The organism is Alcaligenes sp. SDU_A2 (assembly GCF_038237375.1).
Lineage (GTDB): Bacteria > Pseudomonadota > Gammaproteobacteria > Burkholderiales > Burkholderiaceae_B > Alcaligenes.
This window is the reverse complement of sequence record NZ_CP151273.1, coordinates 3,364,930-3,384,111: the sequence shown is the minus strand read 5'-3', so window position 1 is coordinate 3,384,111 and position 19,182 is coordinate 3,364,930. Positions and strand designations below refer to the sequence as shown.

19 protein-coding genes are annotated in these 19,182 nt (G+C 59.8%); 8 read left to right on the top strand and 11 right to left on the bottom strand.

Features of this window, described 5'->3' with window-relative positions; genetic code table 11:
* Positions 1-29: 29 nt before the first annotated feature.
* On the bottom strand, positions 30-836 hold the full coding sequence (locus AADW57_RS15490) for a DODA-type extradiol aromatic ring-opening family dioxygenase (RefSeq protein ID WP_341667781.1): 807 nt from the start codon (positions 834-836) through the stop codon (positions 30-32).
* A 54-nt stretch (positions 837-890) separates the two neighbouring features.
* Entirely contained in the window at positions 891-1,292 is a 402-nt protein-coding gene (locus tag AADW57_RS15485; RefSeq protein WP_341667780.1) for a DoxX family protein, read from the bottom strand.
* Between the two features lie 214 nt (positions 1,293-1,506).
* On the opposite strand from AADW57_RS15485, the gene AADW57_RS15480 reads away from it, so the two are divergent.
* Positions 1,507-2,421: a LysR family transcriptional regulator gene (locus tag AADW57_RS15480; RefSeq protein ID WP_341667779.1), complete on the top strand. Its 915-nt coding sequence runs from the start codon at positions 1,507-1,509 to the stop codon at positions 2,419-2,421.
* A gap of 29 nt (positions 2,422-2,450) precedes the next feature.
* Positions 2,451-3,125 carry an orotate phosphoribosyltransferase gene (gene pyrE, locus AADW57_RS15475; RefSeq protein ID WP_341667778.1) on the top strand — a complete coding sequence of 225 codons (675 nt, stop codon included), beginning with the start codon at positions 2,451-2,453 and terminating at the stop codon, positions 3,123-3,125.
* Between the two features lie 117 nt (positions 3,126-3,242).
* Here pyrE and AADW57_RS15470 read toward each other — a convergent pair whose 3' ends face one another.
* The 6 genes from AADW57_RS15470 to gatC form a co-directional block, all read right to left on the bottom strand.
* Positions 3,243-3,932, bottom strand: coding sequence for an amino acid ABC transporter permease (locus tag AADW57_RS15470; RefSeq protein ID WP_341667777.1), 690 nt, complete (start codon positions 3,930-3,932; stop codon positions 3,243-3,245).
* Complete coding sequence (locus tag AADW57_RS15465) at positions 3,929-4,666, bottom strand: amino acid ABC transporter permease (protein ID WP_341667776.1); 738 nt, start codon at positions 4,664-4,666, stop codon at positions 3,929-3,931. The genes AADW57_RS15470 and AADW57_RS15465 overlap by 4 nt, the downstream gene beginning before the upstream one ends.
* A gap of 144 nt (positions 4,667-4,810) precedes the next feature.
* On the bottom strand, positions 4,811-5,620 hold the full coding sequence (locus AADW57_RS15460) for an ABC transporter substrate-binding protein (RefSeq protein ID WP_341667775.1): 810 nt from the start codon (positions 5,618-5,620) through the stop codon (positions 4,811-4,813).
* A gap of 371 nt (positions 5,621-5,991) precedes the next feature.
* The gene (gene gatB / locus AADW57_RS15455) at positions 5,992-7,449 is read right to left on the bottom strand and encodes an Asp-tRNA(Asn)/Glu-tRNA(Gln) amidotransferase subunit GatB (RefSeq protein WP_341667774.1); all 1,458 of its coding nucleotides are present in this window, start codon (positions 7,447-7,449) and stop codon (positions 5,992-5,994) included.
* Positions 7,449-8,969 carry an Asp-tRNA(Asn)/Glu-tRNA(Gln) amidotransferase subunit GatA gene (gene gatA, locus AADW57_RS15450; protein ID WP_341667773.1) on the bottom strand — a complete coding sequence of 507 codons (1,521 nt, stop codon included), beginning with the start codon at positions 8,967-8,969 and terminating at the stop codon, positions 7,449-7,451. The genes gatB and gatA overlap by 1 nt, the downstream gene beginning before the upstream one ends.
* 9 nt (positions 8,970-8,978) lie before the next feature.
* Positions 8,979-9,287: an Asp-tRNA(Asn)/Glu-tRNA(Gln) amidotransferase subunit GatC gene (gatC, locus tag AADW57_RS15445; protein ID WP_341667772.1), complete on the bottom strand. Its 309-nt coding sequence runs from the start codon at positions 9,285-9,287 to the stop codon at positions 8,979-8,981.
* 269 nt (positions 9,288-9,556) lie between these two features.
* On the opposite strand from gatC, the gene AADW57_RS15440 reads away from it, so the two are divergent.
* The 5 genes from AADW57_RS15440 to rodA are packed head-to-tail and all read left to right on the top strand — an operon-like array spanning position 9,557 to position 15,117.
* A complete protein-coding gene (locus AADW57_RS15440) occupies positions 9,557-10,600 on the top strand; it encodes a rod shape-determining protein (RefSeq protein WP_341667771.1) in 1,044 nt (347 codons plus the stop codon).
* A gap of 60 nt (positions 10,601-10,660) precedes the next feature.
* Positions 10,661-11,542: a rod shape-determining protein MreC gene (gene mreC, locus AADW57_RS15435; protein ID WP_341667770.1), complete on the top strand. Its 882-nt coding sequence runs from the start codon at positions 10,661-10,663 to the stop codon at positions 11,540-11,542.
* Complete coding sequence (gene mreD / locus AADW57_RS15430; protein ID WP_341667769.1) at positions 11,529-12,107, top strand: rod shape-determining protein MreD; 579 nt, start codon at positions 11,529-11,531, stop codon at positions 12,105-12,107. Before mreC ends, mreD begins: the two co-directional genes overlap by 14 nt.
* 14 nt (positions 12,108-12,121) lie before the next feature.
* Complete coding sequence (gene mrdA / locus AADW57_RS15425; RefSeq protein ID WP_341667768.1) at positions 12,122-13,981, top strand: penicillin-binding protein 2; 1,860 nt, start codon at positions 12,122-12,124, stop codon at positions 13,979-13,981.
* On the top strand, positions 13,978-15,117 hold the full coding sequence (gene rodA / locus AADW57_RS15420) for a rod shape-determining protein RodA (RefSeq protein ID WP_341667767.1): 1,140 nt from the start codon (positions 13,978-13,980) through the stop codon (positions 15,115-15,117). The genes mrdA and rodA overlap by 4 nt, the downstream gene beginning before the upstream one ends.
* A 71-nt stretch (positions 15,118-15,188) precedes the next feature.
* On the opposite strand, the gene mutY is transcribed toward rodA, so the two are convergent.
* The 3 genes from mutY to AADW57_RS15405 are packed head-to-tail and all read right to left on the bottom strand — an operon-like array spanning position 15,189 to position 17,865.
* Positions 15,189-16,289, bottom strand: coding sequence for an A/G-specific adenine glycosylase (gene mutY, locus AADW57_RS15415; protein WP_341667766.1), 1,101 nt, complete (start codon positions 16,287-16,289; stop codon positions 15,189-15,191).
* A complete protein-coding gene (locus tag AADW57_RS15410) occupies positions 16,289-17,197 on the bottom strand; it encodes a cell division protein FtsX (RefSeq protein WP_341667765.1) in 909 nt (302 codons plus the stop codon). Before AADW57_RS15410 ends, mutY begins: the two co-directional genes overlap by 1 nt.
* Positions 17,194-17,865, bottom strand: a complete 672-nt coding sequence (locus AADW57_RS15405; RefSeq protein ID WP_341667764.1) for a cell division ATP-binding protein FtsE — start codon at positions 17,863-17,865, stop codon at positions 17,194-17,196. Before AADW57_RS15405 ends, AADW57_RS15410 begins: the two co-directional genes overlap by 4 nt.
* Before the next feature lie 221 nt (positions 17,866-18,086).
* Between AADW57_RS15405 and AADW57_RS15400 the strand changes: the two genes are divergently transcribed.
* Positions 18,087-19,103: an amino acid ABC transporter substrate-binding protein gene (locus tag AADW57_RS15400; RefSeq protein WP_341667763.1), complete on the top strand. Its 1,017-nt coding sequence runs from the start codon at positions 18,087-18,089 to the stop codon at positions 19,101-19,103.
* Positions 19,104-19,182: the final 79 nt, after the last annotated feature.

The following is a 19,182-nucleotide window of genomic DNA, read 5'->3' as shown; positions in this document are numbered from 1 at the left end:
GCGTCAGGGGGCGGCATGTTCAGGACGGATCAGGCCGGACCGAAACGGTAGCTGGAGACGGTCAGCCCCCCGAAGGCCTGGGTTTCGTGGTGAAAGCGATGGGCCGGCTCGTGGGCAGCGGCACCGACAGCCACCATAAGAGGCACCAGATGGTCTTCGCGGGGATGGGCAATGCGTGCGGCCGGTGCCTGCTCCCAATCCAGTAGGGCCTGGCGACGTTGCTGCGGGTCGGTCAGTGCAAGGGACTGTTGCAACCAGTGGTCGAACTGGGCGGAAGGCTCTACGCCGCCCGCGCCCATATTGCGTAGGTTGTGGTAGCTCAGGCCGCTGCCGATGATCAGGATGTCCTGGTCGCGCAAGGGTGCCAGGGCTTGACCCATTGCATAATGCAGCGCCGGATCGTAATTGCCGTGAATGGATAACTGCACGATAGGCACATTGGCCTGCGGATAGATGCAGTAGGCCGGCACGAATGCTCCATGATCGAAACCGCGTTGGCTATCTTCTTGCGTGGGCAGTCCCTGGGATTGCAGCAACTGACACACCTGCGCGGCCAGTGTCGGGTCGCCGGGCGCAGGGTAACGGATTTCGTAGGTGTGGGGCGGAAAGCCGTAATAGTCGTAGACCATGTCGGGATGGGCGCAGGAGGCGACCAGCAGGTGATCGCCTTGGGCTTCCCAGTGGGCCGACACCATCAGGATTGCCTTGGGGGTGCGGCCCAGTTGTCGGGGAATGTCCTTGAGGGCGTCGCGCAGCGGCGCATACATGGCCTGAGCTTGAGGCATCCACGGCCAGGGACCTCCGCCGTGGGAGATAAAGTAAGTAGGCATGCTCATGAAAAGCTCCAGCCCCTGCCTGGGCAGGCAGGGGGTGTTCAGAATAAAAAATGCTTAGGTGGCCTGGCGGGCAGCGTCCACGCTCCAGGGTCCGGGGCCCGCCACGGCCAGATACAGGAATGCAAAGCAGAACAGCACGGCGGCCTCGCCGCCATTGAGCAGCGGGAATGGGAAGGTATTTTCACTGGCATGGCCGATGAAATAGGCGGCAGCGCACAGGCCGGAGGCAATGAAGGCCGCAAAGCGCGAAAACAGGCCTATGACCAACAGGGCACCCAGGATCAACTCCAGTATGCCGGCCACCCCGTACATCGAGGTTAGTTGCAGGTTGGCGAACATATCTACTTTGGGAAAGCCAAGGATCTTGGCGGTGCCGTGAGTCAGCAGCAAATAGCCGGTGACGATGCGCAAAATGCTGAGCACGCGGGAAGTCCAGGGAGAGGTAACTGCGCTCATGATGGTTCCTTAGAAAAATTGAGGGCATCGATGGGGTAGGGCAGTAAGCAGGCTTCTGAACATTGAGCCTGCGCATAGTATGACGATATTTACCTGCTCTGCCCACGACAAGGTTCAGGGCACGCCATCGATTGGTCTAGTTCGGAAGCTTATTGAATTACTATCATGAAATAAACCCAGTTTTTTTATTTGAATGGTTTCTTAAAAGGAAATCATGGATACCGTACAAAGTTTGCGAGTGTTCCGGGAGATTGTTGCGGCAGGCAGTTTTGTGGGGGCCGCCCAGCGTCTGGACATGTCTGCGCCTATGGTCAGCAAGCATCTGGCCCATCTGGAGAAACAGTTGGGTGCGCGCCTGCTCAATCGCAGCAGCCGTAAACTGAGCCTGACCGAACTGGGTCAGACTTACTTCGAGTATTGCCTGCAAGCGTTGGAAACATTGCAGAAAGGGCAGGACGCCTTGGCAGGAACAGGGCAGGCACCGCAAGGTGTGTTGCGGGTGACAGCACCGGTTTGGTTTGCCAATGCCAAGGTGGCCCGTTTATTGCAAGGCTATCAGCAGCGTTTTCCCGATGTCATGCTCGATATGCATCTAAGCAATCACAAGATCGATCTGGCCGCCGAAGGCATGGATCTGGCGCTGAGGGTAACGCGTGACCCTTCCCCACACCAGATCGCGCGTCATATTTGCACGATTCCCTTTTATCTGGTGGCATCCCCCGATTTTGTCGCGCGTCATGGCGCACCGCGTACTTCGGTCGATGTCATGCGCCTGGCTGCCGTGACGCCTAGTTATCTGCAGCAGGATGGGTTTGAGTTTGTGGGGCCGGAAGGGCGCGAGTTGTTGCGGTTTCGTACGGCCATGAAATCCGACGACACCAATTTGACCTATCAGGCTGCCCTGCAGGGGGTGGGGCTGGCGTATCTGCCCGATTGGCTGGTGGCTGATGACCTGCTGAGCGGGCGTTTGTTGCGCTTGCTGCCTAATTACAATCAGGCCCCTCAGGAATTGCATGCGGTCTATGCCAGTCGTCGTTATCTGACGCCTAAAGTGCGTAGTTTTATCGACTATTGGCTGCAGGCCCTGGGGACAGGGAGCGGGACGCGCGTCGCCAAGTCTGTAAAATAGCGTTTGTTTTTTCCATTACAGATATCGTCATGTCGGCCAAACAAGATAACCGTCGCAATTTCGTGCGCTTTTCCCTGGAACAGGGTGTGTTGCGTTTTGGAGAGTTCAAGGTCAAGTCCGGCCGTCTGAGCCCTTATTTTTTTAATGCCGGTTTATTCAATACCGGTCGCAGCGTGGGCCAGTTGGCTCGTTTCTACGCCCAGGCCTTGCTGGATTCGGGCGTGCCGTTCGATATGTTGTTCGGACCGGCCTACAAGGGCATTCCTTTGTCCACCGCGACATCGATTGCGCTGGCCGAACATCCCCAGGCCAACGGGCGTGATGTGCCGTTTGCGTTCAACCGCAAGGAAGCCAAAGACCACGGCGAAGGTGGCACGCTGGTCGGTGCGCCTTTGCAAGGCAAGGTCGTGATTATTGACGATGTGATCACTGCGGGCACATCGGTGCGTGAGTCTATGCAGATTATCAAGGCAGCGGGTGCCGAACCGGCCGCCGTGCTGATTGCGTTGGATCGTATGGAGCGTGCCGGGGCCGATGATGCCTTGTCGGCCCATTCCGCCGTGCAGGAAGTCGAGCAGACCTACGGCATTCCGGTGATCAGCATCGCGTCGCTGGCCGACATCATGGATGTGCTGGCCGACGATCAGACCCTGGCCGCCCACGCCCCGCAAGTCAAGGCGTACCGCGACCGTTACGGCGTCTGAACGCTGTCGCCCTTGCCCCTTAGCCCCGGCCTGGCCGCTATTTGTCCGTGGGTATTTTTACGGAAGTAGGCGGCTTGCCGCTTTGCGTGTCGATGCCTGGCGAAGGCCCAGGAGTTTTTAGCGAGCTTGCGCAGGCCGCCAGCGCCGCGCCGTCCAGTCTGCCAGTGCTTGCAGGCCACTGCAAAATAGATAATAGACCAGGGCGACGAACAGGAAGATTTCGACGGGATAGACCATTTCGCGATTGCTGACCTGGGTGGCGACAAAGGACAGTTCGGCTACGCCGATTACATAGGCCAGCGACGTATCCTTGATCAGCGCCACCCACTGGTTGATAAAAGAGGGCAGCATGATCGGCAGGGCTTGGGGCAGGATGACCCAGCGCATCAGTTGGCGGCGGTTCATGCCCAGGGCCAGAGCGGCTTGCCATTGTCCGGCGGGCAGGCTGCGAATCCCGGCGTGTACGGCATGGGCCAGATACGCACCGCCGATCAGCGATAGGGCGCAGACCACGGTGGCGGTGCCTGGAATGTCGATCTGAAACAGGATGGGCAGTAAGAAATAGGTCCAGAAAATCAGCATCAGCACGGGAATGGCGCGAAAAAACCCCAATATCAGCAGCAATATCTGGTGAGGCAGGCCGCGTGTCAGCGCGAGCGCCACGCCTAGAATCAGCCCTAGCACAGCGGCAGCCAGCGCGCTGCCCAGGCTCAGCAACAAAGTCAGGACCGCTCCGCCCAGCGGGCCGTGCGGCCAGGCCCCGACCATGAAGTACAGCAGATTGTCCTGGATGACGTGCAGGTTCATCGCTGTCCTCCCCATACCTGGTAGCGGCGCTGTTGCAGGTACTGACCACCGATCTCGACCAGAGCGACCGCCAGTACATACAGAGCGGTAGCGATGCCGAAGGCTTGAAAGGCTTTCAGACTTTCGGTTTCCACTTGGCGCGAAGCGTAGGACAATTCGGCCAGACCGATCGCCATCGTTAGCGATGTGTTCTTGATTGTGTTCATGTATTGCCCCAGTAACGATGGGAAGGCGTTGCGCAGCGCCTGGGGCATGATGATCCAGCGCCAGATCTGAAAATCCGTCAGCCCCAGCGAACGGGCGGCGGCCCACTGGCTTGAGCGTACCCCTTGCACGCCCGAGCGCAGTTCTTCGGCGATGAAGGCGGCCGCGTATAGGCTCAGGCCCCACAGGGCGGCCAGGAACTCAAAACTGGGCCAAGACAGGGTTAGGCCGCCCAGCGTCAGTTGATGCGGGGTGTTCAGCCAACTGACCCACGCTTCGGGCATTAGGCCGGATGCGCCGAAATACCAGAAGAAAAGCTGAATCAACAAAGGGGTGTTGCGAAACAGGCTCAAGTAGGCCCGTGCCAGAAACGAAAGCACAGGGTGGCGCGACAGGCGGCCCAGACATACAAAAAACCCCAGGATGGTGGCTGTAACGGATACCAGGGCGGACAGCCATAGCGTCAGGGCAAAGCCTTGCAGTAGCCAGCCTACATAGTGCGGGGCCAGCCAGTCGGAGAAAGCGCTCATAGCAGAAATGGAAACACAGGGTTGTGGGTAGGCTGCTGGAACAAAGACAGCCCACGCCCGGCATGGCCGAGGTGGGCAGGATGTGCTAACGGTGATGGGTGTGTCGCTGTTGCGGTCACGCCCTATACGCCGAGGACGACACGCTTATTGAGCTTGGCCGATCTTGTACAGGCGGGTTAGCGGCGTGGCGGTGTCAGGGCCGAACCAACGATTGTAGATTTCGTCGGCCTTGCCGCTTTTTTCCAGTTCCAACAGCGTAGCGTCTACGAATTTTTTCAGATTGTCTTCGCCTTTGGGGATGCCGATACCGATCAGGTCATTGGAAATGGTGAAGGCGGGTATTTCGTATTTGTCCTTGTCGGGCACGTTGGCCAGCAGACCGATCAGCTTGGGGCCGTCCTGGGTGATGGCTTGGACATTGCCGTTGCGCAGAGCCGTGAAGGCGAACGGCGTATCGTCGTAGGCAACCAGCTTGGCACCTGGGAATTTTTCGCGCAGCACGATTTCGTTGGTCGTGCCCTTGTCCACACCGATGCGCAGCGAATTGAGCTGCTCAGGCGAGGTGAGCACGCCTTTCTTGGCGATGAACTGCTGGCCGGATGCAAAGTAAGGAATGCTGAAGTCGATCTGCTTGGCCCGTTCCGCGGTGATGGTGAAATTGGCTACGACCAGATCGGCTTTCTTGGAGCTGAGCAGGGGGATGCGGTTGGCTGGATTGGTGGGCTGAATGGCAAGTTTGACTCCCAGCTTGTCGGCCAGCGCCTTGCCGAAGTCCACGTCCAGGCCCGCGATCTGGCGAGTCTTGGGATCGACAAAGCCAAAGGGTGGGTTGCTGTCGAAAGCGGCGATGGTCAGCACGCCGGACTTTTTGATGTCCTCCAGGCGATCAGCATGGGCCAGACCGGCGGCCAGAGACAGGGCGAAAGAGGCAAACAGCTTGAAAGACGTTTTCATGACACTTCCAGTAAGAAACAAGGCCCGCGGGTTTGGGCCGGCCGATGGTGGATGCGGCAGAGAGCGGATTGCTCGGTAGCGGCAGGACTTCCATGAAAAGCATTTCAGCATGTGACCGCCAGGCCCTGGAAATACGAAAAACTTGCTTGCTTATAACTATTCTGGCTTATCGAATTTATTCTTAGCTGCCAAATGAATAAGTCGGGCAAAAGCGAAGCTGCCGTATCCGCCGTGGGCGGAGGTGTGTATAGGTGTGGGGGCAGTGCAAATATAGAGGTACAGATGTAAACACTGTTGTTGTTGGTACAAAGTCGGCATAAAAAAACACCAGGCGCTGAGCCTGGTGTTTTGGAACAAACGATAGAAAAGACTTAAGCGTCCAGCTTTTGCTTGAGCATATCGTTGATCTGCTGCGGGTTGGCTTTGCCCTTGGCCGCTTTCATGACCTGGCCGACCAGTGCGTTGAACGCTTTTTGCTTGCCGGCGCGGTACTGCTCGATCATGTCGGGGTTGGCGGCCAGAACCTCGTCCACCATAGTGCCGATGGCACCGGTGTCGTTGATCTGTTTCAGGCCCTTGGCCTCGATGATCGCGTCTGCATCGCCGTTCAGTTCGCCTTCCCATTGGGCTGCGAATACGTCGCGGGCGATCTTGTTGGAGATGGTGCCATCGGCGATGCGGGCGATCAGCTGAGCCAATTGGGCAGCGCTGACGCGTGATTGGGATAGGGGCAGCTCCTGACGGTTCAGGGTGGCGGACAATTCGCCCAGAATCCAGTTGGCGGCCAGCTTGGCGTGGGCGGGGGAGCCGGCCTGCAGCACGGCTTCGAAAAAGTCGGCCGTGGCGCGATCTACCGTCAGTTGGGCGGCGTCGTAGGGGCTTAGTTCGAATTCACTCTGAAAACGAGCCTGCTTTTGGGCCGGCAGCTCGGGCATGTCCTGGCGCACGCGCTCGATCCAGTCGGCCGCAATGATGAGCGGCGGCAAGTCCGGGTCGGGGAAGTAGCGATAGTCGTGGGCATCTTCCTTGCTGCGCATGCTGCGGGTTTCGTCGCGGTCGGCATCGTACAGGCGGGTTTCCTGCGTGACCTTGCCGCCATCTTCGATCAGTTCGATCTGGCGGCGGGCCTCGTACTGAATGGCGCGTTCCAGGAACCGGAAAGAGTTGATGTTCTTGATCTCGCAGCGCGTTCCAAATTCGGCCTGGCCTTTGGGGCGCACGGATACGTTGGCGTCCACGCGGAAGGAGCCTTCCTGCATATTGCCGTCGCAAATGCCCAGCCAGACGACCAGACTGTGCAGCGCGCGGGCATAGCCCACGGCTTCGGCGGCCGAGCGCATTTCGGGTTCGGACACGATTTCCAGCAGCGGTGTGCCGGCGCGGTTCAGGTCTATGCCGGTGGATGATTCGCCATGCGGACCACGGAAGTTTTCGTGCAGCGACTTGCCGGCGTCTTCTTCCAGGTGGGCGCGGGTCAGATTGACGGTTTTTTCTTCGTCGCCAACCATGAATGTGATCGTGCCCCCGGAGACAACCGGGATTTCCATCTGGCTGATCTGATAGTTCTTGGGCAGGTCTGGATAGAAGTAGTTCTTGCGCTCGAATACCGAGCGCGGCGCGATATGGCCGCCCACGGCCAGGCCCAGGCGGATGGCCCGCTCGGCGGCACCCCGGTTAAATACGGGCAGCGCGCCGGGCAAGGCCATATCGACTTCGTTGGCCTGCGTGTTGGGTGGCGCGCCGAAACGGGTGCTGCTGCTGGAGAAGATCTTCGATTCGGTCGAGAGCTGGGTGTGGGTCTCCAGCCCGATGACAATTTCCCATTCCATTATCGTTGTCCTGGTTGACGTTGGTGCCAGTCGGTGACTTGCTGGAAGCGGTCTGCGAATGCGAGCAATTGGCCTTCCTGGAAGTAATTGCCGATGATCTGCAAGCCGATGGGCAGGGGTTGGTCGCCGCCGCTCAGGCCGCAGGGGATGGACATGGCGGGCAAGCCGGCCAGGCTGACGCCCAGCGTGTAAATATCGCCCAGCCAGTCGGCTGTGGGGTCGTCGGTGGCATCGCCGATTTTGCGGCCCAGGGTCGGGGTAACCGGTCCCAGGATCAGATCGCATTGGGCGAAGGCTTTCTGGAAGTCGTCCACGATCATGCGGCGCACGCGCTGTGCCTGCAGGTAGTAGGCGTCGTAATAGCCGTGCGAGAGCACGTAGGTGCCTACCAGGATGCGGCGCACGACTTCGGGGCCAAAGCCTTCGGAGCGCGAACGCGAGATCATGCTGGCCAGGTCGGTGTATTGCTCGGCACGGTGGCCATAGCGAACGCCGTCAAAACGCGACAGATTGGTGGAGGCTTCAGCCGGGCTGATGACGTAGTAGGTCGGGATGGACAGTTCGGTCAGGGGCAACTGTACCGTTACGCGTTCTGCACCCAGGCTTTCGTAGGTTTGCAGCGCCGACTCGATGCCGGCGGCGATGGCCGGGTCCAGGCCAGCGCCAAAGAATTGGGCAGGTACGCCGATACGTAGGCCTTTCAGGGGTTGGCTGCCTTGGGCATCGTACTGGCCCAGGTGCTGCTGGAATTGAGTGCGGATGCGCGCGCCCGTGTTGGGCTGGTCGTCGCAAAATTCCAGGCTGGTTGCGTCTTGTGGATCGAAACCACACATGGCTTCCAGCAGATCGAGCAGGTCGCGGGCGTTACGCGCGATGGGACCGGCCTGATCCAGGCTGGAGCCATAGGCGATGATGCCAAAGCGCGATACGGTGCCGTAGGTTGGCTTGATGCCGCTGACCCCGCACAGGGCGGCGGGTTGGCGTATGGAGCCGCCCGTGTCGGTGGCCGTCGCGCCGGCCACCAGGCCGGCGGCTACCGCCGCAGCCGAGCCGCCCGAGGAGCCGCCCGGAATCATGCTGCTGTCCCAGGGGTTGCGCACCGGGCCGAATACCGAGCTTTCGTTGCGCGAGCCCATGGCAAATTCGTCGCAGCTAAGCTTGCCCAGCGAGACGGCACCCGCCGCTTGTAGTTTGCTGACGACGGTGGCGTCAAATGGGCTGATATAGTCGCCCAGCATTTTGCTGCAGGCGGTGGTGCGCCAATCGCGCGTGACGAACAGGTCTTTGTGGGCAATAGGAATGCCGGTCAGGGGGCCGGCCTTGCCTTGGGCGATCAGGGTGTCGGCAGCATCGGCCTGGGCCAGCGTCAGGGCTGGCTCCTGTTGCACAAAGGCGTTCAGGTCCTGGTGCTGCGCGCTGCGCTCCAGCGCCTGCTGGGCCAGTTCGCGCGCGCTGATGGATTTGTCCTGCAGCGCTTGCCGCAGGGTGGCGATAGAGGCGAATTCGGGTGAGAGAGACATGGTTCAGCTTTATTCGATGACCGTGGGCACCAGGAACAGGCCGTCCTGTTCGGCGGGGGCATTGCGCATCATGGCTTGGCGATCGTCCTGCGAGCCTGTGGGCAGTGCCTGGTCTTCGCGCAGGCGCAGGGCGATGTCCTGGTGAGCGGACAAGGGGTGGGCCATAGGGACCACACCGGCGGTGTCCACGGTTTGCAGGGTCTGGATCAGCCCCAGGATGCGCGTCAGATCCTGTTCGGCCTGAGCGGTCTGCTCGGCAGATAAATCGATGCGCGCCAGTTGCGCGATACGGGCGATATCCTGTTGATTGATGGACATGAGGGTCGTATTCGCAGATAAGTAATAAAAAATGGCGGGAACCTGCCAGTTAGCAGCAGATTCGCGTTTTTATAGGAAATGTGGAGGTTACAGAACTTAACTGACCATTAAAACAGTCCTAATGTAGACCAATTATAAGTTATCATTGACCGTTTCCTTCCCAGGTATTTTTGAATTCGTTGCCTGGTTCTTGTGCCTGCCGTTTCACGCTTGAGTTCCGCGCCGAATTTACCTGTCTCTCCCCCAAACACTTATCACCTTGCGCGCCCATGTTCGGATTCCTACGCAGTTACTTTTCCAGCGATATGGCAATCGACCTCGGTACGGCCAATACCCTCATCTACGTACGTGGCAAGGGTATCGTACTGGATGAACCATCCGTTGTAGCCATCCGCCATGAAGGCGGCCCCAATGGCAAGAAAATCATTCAGGCAGTCGGGCACGAAGCCAAGCAGATGCTGGGCCGGGTGCCTGGCAATATCGAAGCCATCCGTCCCATGAAGGATGGCGTCATTGCGGATTTCACCGTTACCGAGCAGATGCTCAAGCAGTTCATCCGCATGGTGCATCCGCGCAGCATGTTCGCGCCTAGTCCGCGCATTATCGTCTGCGTTCCCTGCGGCTCCACGCAGGTCGAGCGCCGCGCCATCAAAGAATCGGCCCTGGGTGCCGGTGCCAGCAAGGTCTACCTGATCGAAGAGCCTATGGCGGCTGCCATCGGCGCGGGTCTGGCGGTGTCGGATGCCAGCGGCTCCATGGTGGTGGATATCGGCGGAGGCACCACCGAAGTGGCCATCATTTCGCTGGGCGGCATGGTCTACAAAGGATCGGTGCGCGTGGGTGGCGACAAGTTCGACGAAGCCATCATCAACTATATTCGTCGCAATTACGGCATGTTGATCGGCGAACCCACTGCCGAACTCATCAAAAAGCAGATCGGTTCGGCGTTCCCCGGCACCGAAATCCGCGAGATCGAAGTCAAGGGCCGCAACCTGTCCGAAGGCGTGCCACGCAGTTTCACGGTGTCCTCCAATGAAATACTGGAGTCCCTGACCGATCCGCTCAACCAGATTGTTTCGGCCGTCAAGACCGCCCTGGAACAGACGCCCCCTGAATTGGGTGCCGATATTACCGACAAGGGCATCGTCCTGACCGGCGGCGGTGCTTTGCTGCACGATCTGGACCGTTTGCTTCAAGAAGAAACCGGTTTGCCCGTGGTGGTGGCCGAAGACCCCCTGACTTGCGTTGTGCGTGGTTGCGGTGAGGCGCTGGAGCATCTGGAGCGCCTGGAATCCGTATTCATCTACGACTGATCCTCGCTCAGTCCCCCGGGCGCTCCATGCCCTGGGGGCAAGCGTCCGAGTGCTTGAGTAATGCGAGAACAAAGCTCCATCCGGCTTTTCAGGCGCGGCACTTCTGCCGAGCTGCGAGTGGCCGCGCTGCTTGTGCTGGCCCTGGGCCTGATGCTGGCCGACGCTCGCATGTCGGTGCTCGAACCGGTGCGCCAGGCCGTGGCGGCCGTGCTTTATCCTTTTCAGCGCGTGATGCTCGCGCCGCGCGACCTGGTCAGCTATTTCAGCAGCTGGACCGATGCGGCCTCGACGGCCCGCTCTGAAAAAGAAGCCCTGCAGCGCCAGCGTATCGAACTGGCCCAGTTATCGACGCATGCAGCCCAGTTATCGGCAGAAAACGAGCAGTTGCGCCGTTTGCTACAAGTGGCTGATACGGTTACCCAGCCTTCGGTGGCCGTCGAGGTGCTGTACGAGCCGCCTAATGGATACGCCCGACATCTGATTTTCAACAAAGGCTCGTCCCATGGGATACGTCCCGGCATGCCCGTGATTGATGAAGGCGGGGTGGTGGGACAGGTCGTGCGCGTGACCCGCTTTACCTCCGAGGCGGCGCTGATTACCGACGACAAGGTATCGGTACCGGTCCAGGTGTTGCGCAGTGGTCTGCGCTTGATTGCTTTTGGCGGCAATCCAGGCGGCAAGGTGGAAGTACGCTTTCTGACGGCTGATGTGGACCTGCAGGAAGAAGACACGTTGATCACCAGCGGTATCGGCGGTCTGTTTCCGGCGGGTCTGCCGGTAGGCACGGTGGACCGTATCGAGCGCGATGATGCCTCGGGCTTTGCCCTGGCACTGGTCACGCCTTTGTCGCACCCGGAGCGCTATCGTCATTTTCTGATACTGCTCGTGCCCGAGAGTGATCCACCTTTCGAACAGGATCTGCCCGATCATGAATCGCCCTGATTCCCAGAGTACGGCGTTCAGGCGAGCGCGTCCGTCGTCCCTGAGCAGCCTGCAACCCATAGACAGCAGCCCGTTTTCTCGCGCCTCCAGTCCCTGGCTGGTTTGGGGGTCCATTTTGTTGATGTGGCTGGCCTCCATGCTTTCCTGGCGGCTGTGGCCATTCGCGCCGGACCTGTTGATGTTGGTGCTGGCTTTCTGGGCCGTGCACGAGCCGCGTCGCGTGCCCATGTCCTTGGCCTTTGTGCTGGGTATTCTGGTCGATGTGCACGACGGCACGCTGTTGGGCGAACATGCCGTCAGTTATGTATTGGTTGTGTATGGCGCTTTGGTGCTGCGCCGCCGCATGCTGCACTTTGGCATGTGGACGCATGTGCTGCACATGTTGCCCGTCATGCTGCTGGCCCAATTGATTGTGCGGGTGCTGCACGCCTGGCTGGTGGGCGAATGGTCGGGGTGGGACTGGGTTGGTGCCGTCTTGCTGACTGCCGCGCTCTGGCCGTTGGCCGATAGTGTGCTGTTTCTGCCGCAGCGTCGCCATGACGAGACCGATTCCGGTTCGCCCTGACCGGAACGGCGGCCATGTTTGAATTTAAAAAAACCACTCACCAGCAGCGCCAGCGCATGTTGATTCGCGCCATGGTGGCCGGTATTCTGGCCGCCTTGTTGCTGGGCGTGCTGGGCGTGCGCCTGTGGTATTTGCAGGTCGTGCGCTACGAAGGTTTTGCGGCCCGGGCGGACCAGAACCGGATTGCGGTGGTGCCTATTACTCCCCGGCGTGGCGAAATCCTGGATCGCAACGGCGTCGTGCTGGCGCGTAATTACCGCGACTACACCCTGGGAGTGGTTCCTGCCAATCTGGAAGGCAGCGTGGATGACATGCTGGACCGAATCGGCAGGCTGATAGAGCTGAGTCCGCGTGACCGGCGCCGCTTCAAACAGAGTGTGGCGCAGAACAGCCGCTATTCCGAAAGCATGTTGCGCAACAACCTGAATGATGACGAAGCCTCGTGGTTTGCCGCCCATGCTTACAAATTTCCGGGCGTTACCTTGCAGGCTCGTTGGGTGCGCGAGTACCCGCAGGGCGAGTCGGCAGCACATGTCATCGGTTATGTGGGGCGTATTTCCGAAGCCGATCAGCAGCGTCTGGAAGAAAGCGGACAGACGGGCAACTATCGCGGCACCAGCGTCATTGGCAAGAAAGGCATAGAACAGACCTGGGAGCAGACCCTGCATGGACGCACCGGCATCGAGGAAGTCGAGGTTGCCGCTTCGGGGCGTCCGGTGCGCACGCTCAGCCGCGTGGACCCCGTTCCTGGGTCCAGTCTGAAGCTGTCGCTGGACATCGAATTACAGAAAGTGGCCGAGGCTCAGTTCAAGGGGCGGCGTGGCGCATTGGTGGCGATAGAGCCGGCAACGGGCGAGGTGTTGGCGTTTGTTTCGGCGCCGTCTTTTGACCCTAACCTGTTCATCGACGGCATCGATGTGGAAAACTGGCGCAAGCTGAATGACTCGCCTGATCACCCCCTGATCAACCGCCCCCTGTACGGCACGTATCCCATTGGCTCTACGTATAAGCCATTCGTGGCTTTGGCGGCGCTGGAGCTGGGCAAACGCAAGGCCACCGACCGTATCGCCGACCCGGGCTATTTCGAGTTTGGTGGTCAGCGGTTCCGTAATGCGGGTGGAGCCGTTTACGGCTCCACCGACATGCACCGCGCCTTGGTGGTGTCATCGGACACGTATTTTTATTCGCTGGGGCCGGAAATCGGCGTGGATAATCTGCACGAATTCATGAAGCAGTTCGGTTTTGGTCAGTACACCGGCATTGACCTGGACGGCGAACGGCGCGGTATCCTGCCGTCAACCGACTGGAAGCGCAAGGCGTACCGTAAGCCTGCCCAGCAGCGCTGGTATGCGGGCGAGAGCATTTCCGTGGCGGTGGGCCAGGGATATAACTCGTTTACCTTGCTGCAACTGGCCCATGCCACGGCGGTGCTGGCCAATAACGGAATCGCCCGCAAACCCCATTTGGTCAGTCAGATCGTCAACCCGCATGATCCCAGTCTGGAAAAGCCCGTCAATATTGAAACGCAGGTCATTCCTTTGCAGCAGGAGCATCTGGATGTGGTCAAGCGTGCCCTGGTCGATGTGGTGCGCATGGGCACGGCGCGGCGCGCCTTTGCCGGGGCGGCTTATCAGGCGGCAGGCAAAACCGGCACAGCCCAGGTGTTTAGCCTGCGTGGTGCCAAGTACAACGCCCATGCCATCGACGAGCGCCTGCGCGACCACGCCTTGTTCATGTCTTACGCGCCGGCGGAAAATCCCAAGATCGCCGTGGCGCTGATCGTGGAAAATGCCGGTTGGGGGGGCTCGGTCGCGGCTCCGGTCGCCCGTCAGGTGTTTGACTATTGGCTGATCGAGCGGGGGCACCTGCAATGAGACGGATTCTTCAATGGGGCCTGAAAGCCATCAATGCTTTCGACTGGCCGCTGTTTTTGTTATTGGTGCTGATGACCGTGCTGGGTATGACGGTCATGCATTCGGCCGTGGGCGGCACGGACTGGCGTTTTGCCGACCAGACACGAAATTTTCTGTTGGCCTTTGGCGTTATGTGGGTGGCGGCCCTGATGCCACCGCCTCTGTGGATGCGGCTGGCCCCGGTCATCTATTCGATTGGCGTGGTGCTTTTGCTGGGCGTGGAGTTTTTTGGCGAAACCAGCAAAGGCGCGACCCGCTGGCTGGATCTGGGCGTGGCGCGCATCCAGCCTTCGGAAATGCTCAAGATATCGGTGCCCTTGATGCTGGCTTGGTATTTCGACCGCCATCAGGGGTCGCGGATGCGTTTCATGGATTTTCTGGTGGCCGGCGTGCTGCTGATGATCCCGTTTCTGCTGATCGTGCGCCAGCCCGACCTGGGTACGGCGCTGCTGGTGTTTGGCGCGGGTTTTTGCGTCATCTATTTTGCGGGCCTGTCGTTTCGTTTATTGGTGCCGATTTTCCTGGTGCTGGTGATGGGTATCAGCGCATTGCTGTACTACGAAGACCAGATTTGTATTCCGGATCTGGACTGGGTCGTGCTGCACGATTATCAGAAGCACCGGGTCTGCACCTTGTTGAACCCCGGCAGTGATCCCTTGGGTAAAGGATTCCATACGATACAGTCTATGATCGCCATCGGCTCGGGCGGGGTATATGGCAAAGGCTATATGATGGGTTCGCAATCGCATCTGGATTTTGTGCCCGAGCGCACGACCGACTTTATTTTTGCCGTCTTTGCCGAAGAGTTTGGTTTGTATGGCGGCATCATGCTGCTGGTGCTGTATGCATTGTTGATTCTACGTGGCCTGTCTATCGCCGTGGCTGCGCAGACTCAGTTCAGCCGCTTGCTGGCTGGTTCCATGTCCATGATGCTGTTTGTGTATGTCTTTGTGAATATCGGCATGGTTACCGGCATTTTGCCTGTGGTGGGTGTGCCGTTGCCATTCCTGAGCTATGGCGGTACAGCCCTGATGACATTGGGGGTGGCCTGCGGGATGCTGATGAGCATCAGTCATCACAGGCCTGTTCGGGTCTAAGTCTTGTGGGCCGCTGGCGCTGCCGGCATCGCTGCGCGGGCTTATCAAGCCCCGCTAGTGCGCAGGGTGCGTCAAGGGTGTTCGGCTAACGTCAATTGCGCGTTGGAGTCTGGCGCATACAGGCCATCAAGCAGCTTGCGTATCGGGGCCGGCAAGGCCGCCTGCGGCAGGGCGTCTAGCGCCAGCCAGTTCTGGCGGGCGGCGGGTTCGGCCAGTACAGGCGCATCGCTTTGCAGCAGCCAGGGCGTGATGTGCAGCCTGAAGTGCGAAAATACATGCTGGAACGAAGCCAGGGCCACCGGTTCTTGTGCGGACCAGCGCTGCGCGGCCACGTGCAGCTGTTGTTCGTCATCGAATTGCGGCAGGGTGTGCAGGCCGCCCCATATGCCTGTATCGGGGCGTTGCTCCAGCAGCAGTTGGCCGTCCTGTTCCAGAACCAGCACATGGCAGTAACGCTCATTCTGGCGCGTGCGCACCTTGGGACTGGGCAGTTCGGCCTGCGCTTGATGCGTATGGGCATAACAGTCCGCTTGCAAGGGGCACACGCTACAGGTGGGCTTGCTGCGTGTACAGCACTGCGAACCCAGATCCATCAGGCCCTGGGTATAGGCAGCCATGTCCAGGTCGGCGCGGGACAGCGCGACGGCTTGCTCGGCCTTGTCCCACAAGACGTTTTCCACCGCTTTTTTCTGGGTCTGTCCGTAAATGCCGAAATACCGCGTAAAGACTCGTTTGACATTACCGTCCATGATGGGGCTGCGCTCGCCGTAACAGAATGCAGCGATGGCGCAGGCGGTGGATCGGCCTATGCCCGGTAGTGTCGCCAGCTCGGCAGCGGTGGGCGGAAAGTGTCCGTTCCATTGTTCGGCCACCTCGCGTGCGCAGCGGTGCAGATTGCGGGCGCGCGCATAATAGCCCAGGCCAGCCCAGTAGGGCATGACCTCGTCCTGATCGGCGGCGGCCAGATCCAGCACGCTGGGAAAGCGCTCCAGAAAACGCTGGTAATAGCCCAGGACGGTGCTGACCTGGGTTTGTTGCAGCATGATTTCAGACAACCAGACGCGGTAGGGGTCTTGCGTGTGCTGCCAGGGAAGGTGATGGCGACCGGCTTGTTTTTGCCAAGTCACCACGCGCTCTGCCAGCGTGCGTGTACAGGGTTCGGGTAAAGGCATCAGTATTGGGTACTGCGGGTAACGGACCAGCGCGCCGCCAGCGCTCCCAGTATGGCCACCAGCACGGCGGCGGTCAGCAAAAGCGAAAAATCGGGCAGGCGCAACTGTAGCGGGACGCCATAGCTGGCGGCCAGCCGTGTCAGAGCGTGATTCAATGGCGTCAGTGCCAGCAGCGCCAGGCCGCTGGCCAGTGCGCTGGCCAGCAGGCCGGTCAGCGCGCCCATATACAAAAAGGGACGCCGCACAAAGGCTTCGGTTGCGCCGACCAGGCGCGCCACGGCTATTTCATCGCGCTGGCTCAGGGCCTGGAGGCGCACCGTGTTAAAGACGGTGGCAATGACCACCACGCCTACGCCAGCCATCAGAATCCACAAGCCTATGCGCACAAAGCGCAGAATCGCCTCCAGGCGCTGGACCCATTCGCTGTCCAGCAGCACGCTGTCTACACCATCGCGCTCTTTGAGCGCCTGGGCCAGCGTATCGGCCCGTGCGGCTAGGTCCGGCGCGTCGTGCAAGGTCAGCACGATGGCATGGGGCAAAGGGTTGCTGGGCAGTACGGCCAGTGCGTCGGCCCAGGTAGGATTGCCCTTGAGCTGGCCCAAGGCCTGCTCGTTGCTGACCAGGCGGGCCTGGGCAAGCACCGGGGCGAAGTCCTTGTTGATGGCGGCGGTCAGGGCCTGGGCCTGTTCCAGCTTGGCATCCTGCTCCATGAAGACCGTCATCTCAGGCGAAATCGGAATTTCGCGCACCACGGGTTGGGCGGCCAGCAGGATGGCGGCCCCTAGTATAGGCACGGCCAGAGTCAGGGCAATGACCACCAGATTGGACAGTGACGAAAACGGTTGGGTTTTCAGACGGCGCAGTGCGGTCAGCAGCGCGTATTGGTGATGCCGGAGCCAGCGCGTCATGCCATGACTCCTGGATGGTCCTCGAAACGGCCGTCCCGGATCAGCAGTGTGCGGCGCGCGTAGCGCGCCATCAGCGTCAGGTCATGCGAGGCGATCAGCGTGGTGACGCCGACCCGGTTGAAATCCATCAGTACATCCATGATGCGTTTGGCGTTGTCGGCGTCCAGATTGGCGGTGGGTTCGTCCGCGATCAGGATGGCCGGGCGGTTGACGATGGCCCGAGCGATGGCCAGGCGCTGCTGCTCCCCGCCGGATAGTTCCACCGGCGTCAAGTCCTCTTTGCCGCGCAAGCCCACTTTTTCCATGGCGGCGCGGGCGCGCGCCTGCGCTGTGCGCGGGTCCAGGCCCACGACGGCCAGCGGCAGGGTGACATTGGCCAGGGCGCTGCGATCATACAGCAGGTGGGTGTCTTGCAACACCACGCCCACGGCGCGGCGCAGATAGGGGCGGGCGCGCGCCGAAAGCTTGTCCAGCCGGTGCCCATTGACTTGCACCGACCCGCGGCTGGGCGGCTCCAGGCCGCCGATCAGGCGCAGCAAGGTGGACTTGCCGGCTCCGGATGGACCGGAGACGAAGATGAACTCACCGGCCTGGATGCGGAAGTTGATGTCGGCAAGAATATTCTTGCTGCGGCCATACGACTTGAAAACGTGTTGGAACTCGATCATCGCAATGGAAAATCAAAGAAAAGTCTGACTGGAATGCCACGATGGCAATTCGGGCGATCTGGCGGGCCAAAGCCGGACCGGGTGTCGTCGGGGGCCGGCTGCCTGAGAGGGAAACTCCCCATATTTGTTTCCTCTGGCAGGTCTTACGATTGGATACCAACAGCTTAGCTGCAATTGTAATCTGCATCCATTTACCAAAAGTAAACAGGAGGTGACATTCCATGAGGTTCGTACAAACCATTGCATGCGGTGTGGCTTTAATGGCATTTGGTGCCGCCGTACAGGCTGGCGAGACATTGGATGCCGTTAAGAAGAAGGGGTTTGTCCAGTGCGGTATCTCGACCGGCATTGCCGGCTTTTCTTTGGCGGACAGCAAAGGTAACTGGAGCGGCCTGGATGTGGATGTCTGCCGCGCGATTGCTGCGGCTGTGTTCGGTGATGCCAGCAAGTACAAGGTAACACCATTGACTACCCAGCAGCGCTTTACCGCTTTGCAATCGGGCGAAGTGGACGTACTGACGCGAAACACCACGGCGACCATTGCCCGCGACACCACGCTGGGCCTGATGAGCGCCGGCGTGAATTATTACGACAGCCAGGGCGTCATGGTCAAAAAGACGCTGGGCGTGAAAAGCGCCAAGGAATTGGATGGCGCGGCGGTCTGCGTACAGCCAGGCACCACGACCGAGTTGAATCTGGCCGATTGGTTTCGGGCCCAGAACATGAAGTTCAATCCTGTGGTCATCAACAATCCCGAAGAGGCGATGCGTTCGTTTACATCGGGACGCTGCGATGCCTTCACGACTGATAAGTCGCAGTTGGCGGCCGTGCGCGCTGCGCAGGCGACGCCGGACGAATTTGATATCCTGCCCGAAGATTTTTCCAAAGAACCCCTGGGACCGATGGTGCGTCAGGGCGACGATGACTGGTTCACACTGGTGCGCTGGACCCTGAACGCCATGCTGGAGGCCGAAGAGTACGGCATCACGATGGCCAATGTGGACGAAAAGGCCAAAAGCGACAACCCCAATATACAGCGCATACTGGGCGTATCCGGGGAGCTGGGTAAAGGCTTGAAACTGGACAATAAGTGGGCCTACAACATCATCAAGCAAGTGGGCAATTACGGCGAAAGCTTTGAGCGTAATCTGGGTAAGACGACGCCCTTGAAGCTGGATCGCGGCCTGAATGCTCAATGGCGCAATGGAGGTCTGATGTACGGGTGGCCGGTGCGTTAAGATTCCTTATCTTTTCCATCTGTTTCCGCGCTTCGGTCAGGCGACCGGGCGCGGGCCATTCAGCAGGGCTACGCGTAGT